The organism is Bacillus sp. UNC41MFS5 (assembly GCF_000686805.1).
Genome location: NZ_JMLP01000015.1, coordinates 17004 through 30000, shown reverse-complemented (window position 1 = coordinate 30000; position 12997 = coordinate 17004). Strand labels below are relative to the sequence as shown.

Sequence of the window (12997 nt, the reverse complement as noted above, 5' to 3'; positions counted from 1 at the left end):
TGAGGAGCGATGACAAAATTATTAATTGTCGACGATGACGCTAATATTCGCGAGCTTGTGCTTCTATTTTTGAAAAAAGAGGGATTTGAACTGTACGAAGCATCAGATGGAATGAAGGCGTTAGCGTTGATGGAAAAAGTAAAAATCGATATCGCGATTATTGATATTATGATGCCAAATATGAATGGCTGGGAATTGTGCCGAGAGATTCGGGAGTTTAGTGATATGCCGATCTTAATGTTGACTGCCAAAGGGGAAACCTCCCAAAAGGTAAAAGGATTTGAACTTGGGGCCGATGATTACCTTGTGAAACCTTTTGATCCAGCCGAATTAACGGCCCGAGTCAAAGCGGTATTGAAAAGGTATAAAATAACGGTCTCACAAACGATAACCATTCATGAATTTATGCTGAATCGAAGAACGCATGAAATTTCATTTAAAAATAAGGAAATTACCATTCCGTTGAAAGAATTTGAACTGTTGTTTAAATTAGCGAGCTACCCTGGGAAAACATATTCAAGAGAGGTACTGATTGAAGATATTTGGGGCTACGACTATAAAGGGGATGAACGAACCGTCGATGTTCATATTAAAAGGTTAAGAGAGCGTTTTTCAGAGGAGGAATTTCCGTTTCGGATTCAGACGATTCGGGGATTAGGCTACCGTTTTGAGGTTAAACCATGAAGGTCAAACGTTTTTTTCAGCATTTATTCGGGATTGTTTTTTTCATTGTATTTGTTTCTGCAGGCTTCTCGGCAGGTTATTTCATTGTCTCGGGAATCTATCACTTTTTCCACCTTCAGACATCCGATTATCTTCGTCATATGGCGGAAGTCGCCAGTAGTTTATTAACCATGGCGTTAATTGGTCTTCTTATTGGTTTATTTACGAACTCCAGGCGTCACAATCTCTTTCATGAGGTACTAGATGCCTTAAGCAGGATTGCAAAAGGTGATTTTAATGTATACCTAGATTTAAATGTTGGACGCGAAAATCAATTTACTAAACTAATCGATCATATCAATCATATGGCTAAGCAATTAAAACAATTGGAAGAGATGCGGCAGGAGTTTATTTCCAATGTCTCACATGAAATTCAGTCACCGTTAACGTCAATAATGGGTTTTGCACAAGCCCTCCAATACGATCAGTTAACAAATGAGGAGAGAAACCATTACCTCAGTATCATTGAAACAGAAAGTAGAAGGCTCTCGAAATTAAGTGATAATCTCTTGAAATTAACTTCTTTAGAATCCAAGCATCATCCCTTTGATCGACATAGCTATCGATTAGACCAGCAAATACGGACGATTATTTTAGCTTGTGAGCCGCTTTGGTTGGAAAAGGAACTGGAATTGGATGTATCCATGGAGAAGGTCACAATCATCGCGGATGAAGATTTGATGAGCCAGGTTTGGACCAATCTCTTTTACAATAGTATTAAATTTACGCCGAGTCAGGGGATGATTCGTGTTCATCTCGAAAAGGTGGAAGACAAAACGATTGTGAAAATTTCAGATACGGGGATTGGCATCTCGAAAAAAGACCAGATCCATGTATTTGAACGATTCTACAAAGCCGATAAGGCAAGAGATCGGTCAAAAGGCGGCAGCGGTTTAGGACTCTCCATCGTCAAGAAAATCATCGAAATGCACGAAGGCACCATCCTAGTTGAAAGCGAAGAAGGGATGGGAACCACCTTCACCATTACACTATAATGGGTGTCAGGCACCGCTCGTGGACAGATGTCCACGAACGGTGCCTGACACCCTTTTTTCAAATATATTGTTCTGATGAGCATGAGGAAAATCATATTAATAGTAAGATACGTAATTTAGGATATTGAACAATGGAGGAGTGAGCGCCTGTGCCAATTGATTGGGATGAAAAGGATGGGATTTTTCATTTGTACAATAACAGGGTTAGTTATTTGATTCAAATTGTCCACGGTAAATATCCCGCACATTTGTATTGGGGCAAGAGGGTTAAGGCGCTCCAGCCTTCTTCCATTCTGGCGTTTAAACGCAGGCCTTTTTCGCCGACGACAGAACCATCTCTTTCGCAATTTTCACTTGATACGCTGCCACAGGAATATCCAGCTTTTGGGAACGGGGACTTTCGTTCTCCGGCTTATCAGATCCGCTCCGCTGATGGAACTACGGTAACGGACTTTGTCTATGATTCTTATGAAATTTTTCAAGGAAAACATCCGCTGGAGGGATTGCCTGCAGCTTATGTCGAGGATAAATCTGAAGCAGAAACACTTGTGCTAACAATGGTAGATGCCATGCTTGGGATCGGGATGAATCTTCATTATACAATTTACCATGATTTTGATGTGATAACGAGATCTGTCTCTTTTGAGCACCTTGGGAGCCATGAAGTGGAAATACATAAATGTATGAGTATGTCAGTAGACATTCATCAATCAGAGTGGGATTGGCTGCACCTTTATGGAACATGGGGGCGTGAGCGTCACATCGAAAGGCAGCCACTTAACCATGGGATTCAAATGATTTCATCAGCTCGAGGTGCAAGCAGCCATCAGCATAATCCTTTTGTTGCGCTGCTTTCAAAAGATTCCAACGAAGAGTATGGAGATGTATATGGCATCAGTTTGGTCTACAGTGGGAATTTTCAAGCTTCCATCGAAGTCGATCCATTTCAAACTTCTAGACTTAGCATCGGCATAAACCCTTTTGATTTTACATGGGTACTGAAGCCGGGGGAAACGTTTCAGACTCCTGAGGCTATAATGGTTTATTCCTCAGAAGGGCTTGGAGGAATGTCCAGGACTTTTCATAAAATACTGAGGGAAAGAGTTTGCCGTGGGGTATACCGCGACAAGACACGCCCAATTCTTATTAATAATTGGGAAGCCACCTATTTCAATTTTAATGAAAAAAAACTTTTCGACCTTGCGGATGCAGCAAAAGAGTTGGGCATCGAACTGTTTGTATTAGATGACGGTTGGTTTGGGCATCGTGACAATGATAAAAGTTCGTTGGGTGATTGGTTTGTTTTTAAGAAAAAACTTCCGAATGGTTTAGACGGATTGGCTGATTATATCCAAAAAAAGGGGCTGCAATTTGGGATATGGGTCGAGCCGGAAATGGTCTCCCCTGACAGTGATTTGTACCGTAAACATCCCGATTGGTGTATCCATGTGCCGGGACGGAACCGGACACAATCTAGAAATCAATTAATTCTTGATTTAAGCAGGGAAGACGTATGTAATTTTTTAATCGAAACGCTCACCCGTGTCTTTAGCAGTGCTAAAATTTCCTATGTGAAATGGGATATGAATCGAAACATGACTGAGGTGGGCTCGGCTGCACTGCCACCTAATAGGCAAAAAGAAACAGCACACCGTTATATGCTTGGCTTGTATCGAATCCTAGAAAAACTGACCAAACGATTTCCGCAGATTTTATTTGAAAGTTGTTCCGGAGGAGGCGGTCGCTTTGATCCTGGCATGCTCTATTTTATGCCGCAAACCTGGACGAGTGACGATACAGATGCTGTTGAACGGCTTAAGATTCAATACGGAACAAGCCTCATTTATCCCGCGATTACCATGGGGGCACATGTATCAGATGTGCCCAACCATCAGGTGGGAAGAACTACACCGCTATTAATGAGATGTCATGTAGCGATGGCTGCAAATTTGGGATTTGAATTAAATATCGACAAACTGAGTAGTGAGGATAAGAAGGTTGTAATGGAACAAATCAAACGATATCATCAAATCAAGGATATTGTCTGTTTTGGGGACTTATACAGGCTGTTAAGTCCGTTTGATGGAATGGATTCGGCGTGGATGTATGTTTCACGGAATCAGGAAGGGGCTGTAGTTTTTTACTATAAAACCTTGGCAACACCAAATCCACCATTTTTCCGGCTGAAGTTGCGCGGGCTAAAGTCGTGTGAGATTTATCGAATAAATTGGGGAGAACAAGAATATACGGGCGATGAGTTAATGAAAATTGGATTAACGCTGCCACTGATAAATAGAGATTTTTACTCGAGTATTTACCACATTGAAGCATTCGAAAAGTAATCAAATATAAAAGGTGATTAATGTAGGAGGAGAGTTCATATATGGAAAAATACATTTTATCCTTAGATCAAGGGACAACAAGTTCACGTGCGATTCTATTTAATAAAGAAGGAAAGATTGTTCATGTTTCTCAACAGGAGTTTCAGCAATACTTCCCACAACCAGGTTGGGTAGAGCATAATGCCAATGAAATTTGGGGTTCAGTTATAGCCGTAATGGCCTCCTGTTTGGCTGAGGCGAACGTAAAACCAGAACAAGTGGCTGGAATCGGTATTACGAACCAGCGGGAAACTGCAGTTGTCTGGGATAAAGAAACAGGGCAGCCAGTCTACCATGCGATAGTTTGGCAATCCCGCCAAACCGCTGAGATTTGTGAAGAATTGAAAGCAAATGGGTATGATCAATTATTCAGGGATAAAACAGGCCTGTTACTTGATGCTTATTTCTCTGGAACAAAAGTAAAATGGATTCTTGACCATGTAGAAGGTGCAAGAGAAAAAGCGGAGCGTGGAGAGCTGCTATTTGGAACGATTGATACTTGGCTTATATGGAAACTATCCGGTGGAAAGGTCCATGTAACAGATTACTCCAATGCTTCGAGAACATTGATGTACAATATTCATGACCTTAAATGGGATGAGGAATTATTAGAAATTCTTTCCGTTCCAGCTTCTATGCTTCCAGAAGTGCGCCCATCTTCAGAAGTATACGCCAAAACAATTGATTCCACTTTCTCCGGCGCTAAGGTGCCAATTGCCGGCATTGCAGGAGACCAACAAGCGGCATTATTCGGTCAGGCCTGTTATGAAAAAGGAATGGCGAAAAATACGTATGGGACCGGATGCTTTATGCTCATGAATACCGGCGAGCAAGCAGTAAAATCAACGAATGGGCTGTTAACGACCATAGCTTGGGGTATTAACGGAAAAGTAGAATATGCATTAGAAGGAAGTATCTTTGTTGCCGGTTCTGCTATCCAATGGCTCCGTGATGGGCTCCGTATGTTTAGAAGTGCAGAAGAGAGTGAGAAATTTGCTACGAGTGTAACATCTACCGATGGTGTTTATGTAGTTCCAGCATTCGTGGGGTTAGGAACTCCTTATTGGGATAGTGATGTACGTGGTTCGGTCTTCGGCTTAACACGTGGAACAACGAAAGAACACTTTGTTCGCGCAACGTTAGAATCGCTTGCGTATCAAACAAAAGATGTATTAACGTCGATGGAAGCCGATTCAGGGATTTCACTAAAAGCTCTGCGTGTAGACGGCGGCGCTGTTGCCAATAACTTCTTAATGCAATTCCAAAGCGATATGTTGGATGTCCCAGTTGAACGCCCAGAAATAAGGGAAACAACGGCCTTAGGAGCTGCTTATTTAGCAGGTTTAGCAGTAGGTTATTGGGCAAGCCAAGAAGAAATTGCTGCTCAATGGCATATGGATGAAGCATTCAAACCAAATATGGGTGAAGAGGATCGAAACAATCTATATTCAGGCTGGAAAAAGGCTGTAAACGCTGCAAGGGCATTTAAATAATTGTACTCCACCCGATTGGAGGGAACCATAGTGGAAAAATTAACATTTTCGAGTTCCAATCGAAACATAATCCTAAAGGAGATGGAAGCAGAAGAATGGGATGTGCTTGTCATCGGTGGTGGAATTACAGGCGCTGGAATCGCATTTGATGCCGTCACAAGAGGCAAGCAAACGGCACTAGTTGAAATGCAGGATTTTGCCGCTGGGACATCTAGCCGCTCAACGAAACTCGTTCACGGAGGCCTCAGATATTTAAAACAATTCGAAGTGAAGATGGTGGCAGAAGTAGGGAAGGAGCGGGCGATTGTATATGAAAATGGCCCGCATGTAACGACACCCGAATGGATGCTCCTGCCGATTCATGAAGGTGGAACGTTTGGAAAAGTCAGTACTTCGATTGGGCTGCGAGTCTATGACTTTTTAGCAGGTGTCAAAAAAAGTGAACGCAGAAAAATGCTTTCTGCCGATGAAACCATTCAAAAAGAGCCACTTATTAAAAGAGAGGGATTAAAAGGCGGCGGGTATTACGTCGAATATCGCACTGACGATGCCCGGTTAACCATCGAAGTTATCAAAGAAGCAGTTGCTCAAGGTGTCAAAGCGGTAAACTATTCAAAAGTAGTGGAGTTTCTATATCAAGATGATAAGGTGATCGGTGCTAAAGTTGAGAATCTTTTAACTGGAAGCGTTCATGATATTTATGCGAAACATATCATTAATGCTACTGGCCCATGGGTCGATTCGCTCCGAGACAAAGATCGGTCGTTATCTGGGAAAAAACTGCGGCTGACCAAAGGAGTCCATTTGGTCATAGATCAATCGAGATTTCCCCTAAAACAGGCAGTTTATTTTGATACACCTGATGGGCGTATGGTATTTGCCATTCCAAGGGACGGGAAAACGTATGTGGGGACAACAGACACCTATTATGGCAACGATCCGATTCATCCGAAAATGACGGACGCTGACAGAGATTACATTCTTAATGCGATTCATTATATGTTTCCAACTGTAGATATTAGCGCGGAGGATATTGAATCAAGTTGGGCAGGAGTAAGACCGCTGATTTATGAAGAAGGCAAGGATCCCTCTGAAATTTCGCGAAAGGATGAAATATGGGTATCACAGTCCGGGCTAGTAACAATTGCAGGCGGGAAGCTGACTGGCTACAGGAAAATGGCTGAAACCGTGGTAGACCTGATTGCTAAACAGAGCGAAGATCTACACAATATTCCGGCATGCAGAACAATACATCTACCTATATCCGGCGGTCATGTGGATGGATCACATAACTTTGCTTCATTTATTGAAAAAAATGAAAAGATCAGCGAGTTAAGAGGGTTTACAAAGGATCAATATCGCAAATTGGTCCATCGCTACGGTTCCAATATTGACCGTATTTTTGACATTGCGAATAGATTTGACCCAAATAACAAGTTTGGTTTACCGTTTGAGGTGTTTGTTCAAATTGTTTATTCATTAGAGGATGAAATGACAGTAAAACCAGTAGACTTTTTTATCCGTCGAACGGGGGCTTTATTTTTTGATATTCAATGGGTCGTGGAGTGGGAAGAAGCGATCATTGGCTTTATGGAAGATGCTCTTGGATGGACAATGGAGGAAAGGACTAGATTCAAAGAAGAATTAGAAACAGCACTGAAGGGTGCGATCAATCCATCCTCATCCGAATGAAATAATAGGAGTTATTCCGTTATGGAAGTCCAAATGTAAAGGTAATTTTTTGGGTGATAAAAAAACTAATCAAACGTTTGATTAAATAAGTGACGAGCTTGGAATATAAGGAGTAGTCCTATCATATTATTTACCATATCAAACGTTTGATTGTTATAAAGTGTGGCAGGTATATGGTGACGACCATAATTCCGACTTAATTCATTGGAATATTTGGATTACAATTTTTCCGAATTTGAAGGAGGATGGATATTATGAATTTCTTACTGATCCTCGTCAATGTAGCTGTTCTGTTATTACTCATGTTTGGATTATATACGATGCAAAAGAAGCATGTTTCTTTTTCCAAGCGCGTTTTTAGTGCGTTAGGTTTAGGAATTATCTTTGGTTTTCTCATTCATCTCATTTATGGCACGACACATGAAGTAACGACAGATTCAATCGATTGGTTTAACATTGTCGGGAATGGCTATGTGAAACTATTACAAATGGTGGTCATGCCGCTGATCTTTGTCTCCATTGTCGGCGCCTTTACCAAATTAAAGTTAACGAAAAATATTGGGAAAATCAGTTTCCTTGTCATCGGCATTCTGCTAGCAACGACAGCCGTTTCTGCGGCGATTGGAATTGGCTCTGCATTGGGATTTGGTCTTGATGGTGTGCAGTTAACTGAAGGAGAAGCGGAAGCAGCTCGAAATGCCCAGTTAGAGGAACGAGTTACTGGGATAGAAAATATGACGCTCCCACAACAAATAATTGAGTTAATCCCAAGCAACCCATTTCAGGATTTAACGGGAGCGCGCGCGACATCGACGATAGCGGTTGTTATTTTTGCTGTGTTTATTGGAATTGCTTATCTTGGGGTTAAGCGCAAAGATCCGGAAACAGGAGAATTTTTTGCTAAGATCATTGATACGTTCTATTCCGTTGTCATGAGGGTAGTTACACTAATCTTGCGTCTCACACCATATGGAATTCTTGCCATCATCACAAGAGTAACAGCAACAAGTGACTATGCGGCGATTGCGAAATTAGGTAAGTTTGTGATTGCCTCCTATGTGGCGCTCATTTTGGTGTTCATTGTCCATTTACTACTATTATCCTTTGCCAAACTAAGTCCTGTAAATTATGTGAAAAAAGGGCTGCCAACCTTGACCTTTGCCTTCACGTCACGGACTAGTGCAGGAACCTTACCAATGACCATTAAAACGCAAACGAAAGACTTTGGTGTATCAGAAGGGATTGCAAACTTTGCCGGGTCGTTTGGACTTACCATTGGTCAAAACGGATGTGCAGGTGTTTATCCAGCAATGTTAGCTGTGATGGTTGCACCGGCCGCTGGGGTGGATCCAACGAGTATATCCTTTATCTTAACTCTCATTCTTGTGGTCGCGATTAGCTCATTTGGTGTAGCGGGTGTAGGTGGCGGTGCGACCTTCGCGGCATTAATCGTTTTATCTGTCATGAACCTTCCAGTTGCGATTGTTGGTTTGCTCATCTCAGTGGAGCCTCTTATAGATATGGGACGTACGGCTCTTAATGTCAGCGGAGCAATGACATCCGGTATATTAACCAGTAAAGTAACAGGGGAATTTGAAAACGAAGTCTATAAACAGCCAGACATTGTAGAAGCATAAAAAACAGGAAACAAGGGTTTAGGGCTTTTTCGCATAGCGGAAGAGTCCTTTTTTTGTAGAAAAAATGGGCGGGTCTTTATTTTATTTTTAATTTAAAATACTTGAATTCGAGATAAAATTAAAGTACTATGTAATCATAGATGATTGGATTCGAATGAATGGTATGTAGGATAACCATACTTAAATTAAAGACAAATTTCTTATATAACAGATTAACGAAAGGATGAGGAGAAAATGGATAAATTTCATCAAGCTCCAAATATATATGTCGGAGAGGTCAATATTAAGGTGAAAAATCTCGATTATTCACTTACCTTTTATCAAAATATCATGGGCTTTAATGTATTGGAAAAATCAGAGCGTAAAGCGGTCTTAACGACCGATGGAAAAAAGCCATTACTAACGATAGAGCAGCCGAAAGAGGTTGTGGCGAAAACAGGTCGTACGTCAGGCTTGTATCACTTTGCCATCTTACTTCCATCACGAGCAGATTTATCGGTCTTTTTACGGCACATGGTCCAAACTGGATATCCGCTCGGAGCTGCGGACCACTATGTAAGTGAGGCGTTATATTTTAATGACCCAGACGGCAATGGTATTGAAGTGTACCGAGACCGCCCATCTTCAGAATGGAAATGGAACAACGGTTTAGTCGAAATGGCAACCGAAGAGCTTGATGGCAATGGAATTATCGCAGAAAGTGATGCGGAATGGAGCGGTTTACCAGCAGGTACGCTTATGGGCCACATACACTTGCATGTCAGCAATTTGCAAAAAGCTGAAGAGTTCTACACAAAAGGGCTTGGTTTTGAGGTAGTTAGTTACTATCCACAAGCGGCATTCCTATCGACAGGCAGATATCATCATCATATTGCGATCAATACTTGGCAAGGAGAAGGGGCTGCCACTCCATCGAAAAACAGTGTAGGTTTAAATTGGTACTCACTCGTTTTTCCTGATACGGCAGCAAGAGAGAAAGCCTTGAACCAACTAAAACAAATAGGTGCTCCAATTACGAAGGAATCCGATTACTTTGTAACAGAAGACCCATCAGGAAATCAAATTCGGTTAATTTTATAAAATAGAGTGTGAAAAACAGGGTGTCAGGCACCACCCGTGGACATTTGTCCACGAGCGGTGCCTGACACCCATTTTTATTACTATTTTTCGTTTTTTTCTTCTGCGTCTTTGGCTCTTTTTACCCCTTTGCTGACATACGGTTTGGCGCTTTTGGCTTTTTTGACTCCAGCCTGCCAACGAGTCCAGCCCTTCTTGCCGGTTCCTCGACCGGTTCCGCCTTTCCCTTTTGCACTACTCATTTAACCACTCCATTACTCATGTACATACATCCAACCGTCGTTGGTTAGATTAACAAGTTTAACACAGTTCACCCGAGATTACCCATTGAAATATTCGTTTGTTAATGAGTGAAAAATCCTAAGGCATATTTAATTCCTTCTTCAATTTCGCTTGTTTCATATCCTTCTAAGTCCTCATGGGTCACTTCTAACTTTGTTCTTGCTAAGGAATAGCCGCTGTCTAGTTCGATATCAAGGAGTACTTCATACCCTAAGGCAGTTTGGGTTATATCAATAATGTCATATTCGCGAATCGCTGTCCCTGTTTCATACTCTAATGGTTCTAATTCAGACATGAGAAACAACACCTCCAAATGAATTCGGTCATTGCTATTATCATTTCCAAAGTGGTGATTAACCATCAGGAATAGGATTATTTTCTTTTTAGCAATTTCAGCCTATTAAAGGAGTTCTCTAGGTTAAAAGGATTTACTAGGAAGATGGCGAATTAGAATGAGTGGTTTATTTTCCCATACGGAGGTAATGGCATGAATTTGGATACATTATATGTAATTGATCAAAAAGACGGTTTCGGCTTGGAGTTCAGTAAATTGGTGTCGATGATGAATTATACGAGGTACACCACGATTGAAGCAGTAAAGGAACTTACAGTGGAAGAGTTAGACTTCCTATTTGATGAGGAAGCAAATTCGGTTGGAATGCTGTTAGCTCATTTGACTGCGGTCGAAAAGGCGTATCAAGTTTTAACAATTGAAAACCGTGATCTAAATGAGAAAGAGTTAAGCATTTTACTTCCCGCACTAGATTTAGGAAGTCTCGGGAGAGAAACGATTAAAGGCAATAGCATTGATTATTACTTGGAGCAAATGGCTGAAGCACGGAATACAACCATCGAAATGTTTAAAACTCTTCCTGATGAATGGTTATATGAACAAACGCCGTTTTGGCACGATCGCCATGCGAATAATTTCTTTAAATGGTTCCATGTGTTTGAAGATGAACTGAGTCATAGAGGTCAGATGCGTCTGATCAAAAAAATGCTTAATAAACGTAAAGGTTGAAGAAGCCATGGATAATTGATTAGAAGGCTGGGATTTTTGATGTGTTTAATACTTTTTGCTTATCAAGTCCATCCAATATACAAGCTCATTGTGGCAGCAAACCGAGATGAATTCCTCGGGCGTCCTACTTCCCCAGTTCATTTCTGGGAAGACCGGCCTGACATCCTTGCCGGCAGGGATTTAGAAAAAATGGGTACCTGGATGGGGGTTACTACAACGGGACGGTTTGCGGCGTTGACCAATTATCGTGACCCAAAGGAAGCAACGGATGGAAAGCGCTCACGGGGTGAATTGGTTGCCGAAGCCTTGAAACACAAAGGAAATGTAGAGGATTATATGAAAGATCTTGGAGAACGTAAGGATCTGTACCCAGGCTATAACTTATTGGCCGGTGATGGAAATGAACTATATTATTTTTCAAATAAAGGGCAAGAACTGCAGAAGATTGTACCTGGAATTTATGGTGTCAGCAACCACTTATTAAATACTGACTGGCCAAAGGTTCAAAAAGGAAAGGCTGGTATGTCCAACATCATCAAGGGCAAACCAGAGGAAATGACAGAGACGCTTTTGGCACTACTACAGAATGAAGATCAAGCTCCAGACGAACTTCTTCCAAATACAGGCGTTTCTTTAGAATGGGAAAGAAGACTTTCTCCATTGTTTATCAAAAGTGAAAACTACGGAACGAGGAGCTCGACAGTCCTGTTGATGTCTAGTAAAGAAATTCAATATGCGGAGTGGGTATTCACTACAGATGGCATCAGTGAGCAGAAATATAAGTTTGAAATATAAGAGATATTATACGGTGTCAGGCACCACCCGTGGACAAATGTCCAAGAGCGGTGCCTGACACTCTTTATTAAACCTTCTTAAGGAATTGTTTTCGGTAAGCAGCTGGAGAGATTAATTTATGTTTGGTAAAAAGTTTTGAGAAATGGGACGGGTTGTTGAATCCTGTTAGTTCGCTAATTTCGCTTATTGAAAAGCTGCTCTTACGCAGTAAATCACAGGCTTTATTAATCCGATAGTGAATAATGTACTGCTGTGGACTGTATTTTACATAGGTTTTAAATAGACGAAATAGATAAGTCCGGTCCACATTTATTTCCTCAGCCAGTGCAGCCACGGTTAAGTCCGACTGATTGTATCGTTTATGGATCATATCTAACGCCCATTTCACATATTTTTCTGCTTCGCTAAAAGAGTATCTCAGCTCACTCTCATATTCTACGATTAATGTATTTAATAGAATATATAAATGACCTAGACCGGCATGCAATTTTCCCTTGTTACAATGGATAAACACTTCAGCAAATTGCTTTTCAACAAAATCACCCTTCGTATAGGATAGTGTAAACTTATCACCATTAAAGCCGCACTTCTTTAATAATTCGCCGCATTTTGTTCCTTTAAATCCAATCCAGCGATAACTCCACGGGTTCCCGATTAACGGATAATAATTGTTATCTGTATGTGGCGGGATCAAAAACAAATCCCCGGCACCAAGTTTGTGTACATCACCATTTATAAAAAATAAACCTTCACCGCTTATGACATAATGAAGTAAATAATAATCAATTTGTTCATACTGATACGGGTCCCTCGGTTTGACATCTTCATAACCGCATTCATAAATATAGAGCTCTTCCCCAATCTTTTCTTCTGTTAGAAATATACCAATAGAGTCAAACAT

12 protein-coding genes are annotated in these 12997 nt (G+C 41.2%); 9 read left to right on the top strand and 3 right to left on the bottom strand.

Going from position 1 to position 12997, the window contains the following annotated elements:
- Positions 1–9 precede the first annotated feature (9 nt).
- The 7 genes from BR30_RS0108150 to BR30_RS0108120 all read left to right on the top strand — a co-directional run bounded on the left by BR30_RS0108150 (position 10) and on the right by BR30_RS0108120 (position 10001).
- Positions 10–684 (top strand): response regulator transcription factor, encoded by a 675-nt coding sequence (locus BR30_RS0108150; RefSeq protein WP_026564596.1) that lies wholly within the window; start codon positions 10–12, stop codon positions 682–684.
- Positions 681–1718, top strand: coding sequence for a sensor histidine kinase (locus tag BR30_RS0108145; RefSeq protein ID WP_026564595.1), 1038 nt, complete (start codon positions 681–683; stop codon positions 1716–1718). Before BR30_RS0108150 ends, BR30_RS0108145 begins: the two co-directional genes overlap by 4 nt.
- Positions 1719–1867: 149 nt before the next feature.
- Positions 1868–4060: an alpha-galactosidase gene (locus BR30_RS0108140; RefSeq protein ID WP_026564594.1), complete on the top strand. Its 2193-nt coding sequence runs from the start codon at positions 1868–1870 to the stop codon at positions 4058–4060.
- 41 nt (positions 4061–4101) lie between these two features.
- Positions 4102–5592, top strand: coding sequence for a glycerol kinase GlpK (gene glpK / locus BR30_RS0108135; protein ID WP_026564593.1), 1491 nt, complete (start codon positions 4102–4104; stop codon positions 5590–5592).
- An 81-nt stretch (positions 5593–5673) separates the two neighbouring features.
- On the top strand, positions 5674–7284 hold the full coding sequence (locus tag BR30_RS0108130; protein ID WP_051633526.1) for a glycerol-3-phosphate dehydrogenase/oxidase: 1611 nt from the start codon (positions 5674–5676) through the stop codon (positions 7282–7284).
- Between the two features lie 254 nt (positions 7285–7538).
- Positions 7539–8921 carry an L-cystine transporter gene (locus BR30_RS0108125; RefSeq protein ID WP_026564591.1) on the top strand — a complete coding sequence of 461 codons (1383 nt, stop codon included), beginning with the start codon at positions 7539–7541 and terminating at the stop codon, positions 8919–8921.
- A gap of 234 nt (positions 8922–9155) precedes the next feature.
- On the top strand, positions 9156–10001 hold the full coding sequence (locus BR30_RS0108120; RefSeq protein ID WP_026564590.1) for a VOC family protein: 846 nt from the start codon (positions 9156–9158) through the stop codon (positions 9999–10001).
- Positions 10002–10081: 80 nt separating this feature from the next.
- On the opposite strand, the gene BR30_RS35735 is transcribed toward BR30_RS0108120, so the two are convergent.
- Complete coding sequence (locus tag BR30_RS35735; protein ID WP_081825384.1) at positions 10082–10240, bottom strand: DUF3934 family protein; 159 nt, start codon at positions 10238–10240, stop codon at positions 10082–10084.
- A gap of 101 nt (positions 10241–10341) precedes the next feature.
- Positions 10342–10575, bottom strand: a complete 234-nt coding sequence (locus tag BR30_RS0108110) for a hypothetical protein (protein WP_026564589.1) — start codon at positions 10573–10575, stop codon at positions 10342–10344.
- Between the two features lie 192 nt (positions 10576–10767).
- Here BR30_RS0108110 and BR30_RS0108105 point away from each other — a divergent pair, with 192 nt between their 5' ends.
- Both BR30_RS0108105 and BR30_RS0108100 read left to right on the top strand, forming a co-directional pair.
- A complete protein-coding gene (locus BR30_RS0108105; protein ID WP_026564588.1) occupies positions 10768–11301 on the top strand; it encodes a DinB family protein in 534 nt (177 codons plus the stop codon).
- 39 nt (positions 11302–11340) lie between these two features.
- Complete coding sequence (locus BR30_RS0108100; RefSeq protein WP_026564587.1) at positions 11341–12096, top strand: NRDE family protein; 756 nt, start codon at positions 11341–11343, stop codon at positions 12094–12096.
- 67 nt (positions 12097–12163) lie between these two features.
- On the opposite strand, the gene BR30_RS0108095 is transcribed toward BR30_RS0108100, so the two are convergent.
- Positions 12164–12997: an AraC family transcriptional regulator gene (locus tag BR30_RS0108095; RefSeq protein ID WP_026564586.1), complete on the bottom strand. Its 834-nt coding sequence runs from the start codon at positions 12995–12997 to the stop codon at positions 12164–12166.

Coding starts and splice junctions, on each gene's coding strand:
- BR30_RS0108150 (WP_026564596.1), top strand. CDS start 10: ATGACAAAATTATTAATTGTCGACGATGACGCTAATATTCGCGAGCTT.
- BR30_RS0108145 (WP_026564595.1), top strand. CDS start 681: ATGAAGGTCAAACGTTTTTTTCAGCATTTATTCGGGATTGTTTTTTTC.
- glpK (WP_026564593.1), top strand. CDS start 4,102: ATGGAAAAATACATTTTATCCTTAGATCAAGGGACAACAAGTTCACGT.
- BR30_RS0108130 (WP_051633526.1), top strand. CDS start 5,674: ATGGAAGCAGAAGAATGGGATGTGCTTGTCATCGGTGGTGGAATTACA.
- BR30_RS0108125 (WP_026564591.1), top strand. CDS start 7,539: ATGAATTTCTTACTGATCCTCGTCAATGTAGCTGTTCTGTTATTACTC.
- BR30_RS0108120 (WP_026564590.1), top strand. CDS start 9,156: ATGGATAAATTTCATCAAGCTCCAAATATATATGTCGGAGAGGTCAAT.
- BR30_RS35735 (WP_081825384.1), bottom strand. CDS start 10,240: ATGAGTAGTGCAAAAGGGAAAGGCGGAACCGGTCGAGGAACCGGCAAG.
- BR30_RS0108110 (WP_026564589.1), bottom strand. CDS start 10,575: ATGTCTGAATTAGAACCATTAGAGTATGAAACAGGGACAGCGATTCGC.
- BR30_RS0108105 (WP_026564588.1), top strand. CDS start 10,768: ATGAATTTGGATACATTATATGTAATTGATCAAAAAGACGGTTTCGGC.
- BR30_RS0108100 (WP_026564587.1), top strand. CDS start 11,341: ATGTGTTTAATACTTTTTGCTTATCAAGTCCATCCAATATACAAGCTC.
- BR30_RS0108095 (WP_026564586.1), bottom strand. CDS start 12,997: ATGTTTGACTCTATTGGTATATTTCTAACAGAAGAAAAGATTGGGGAA.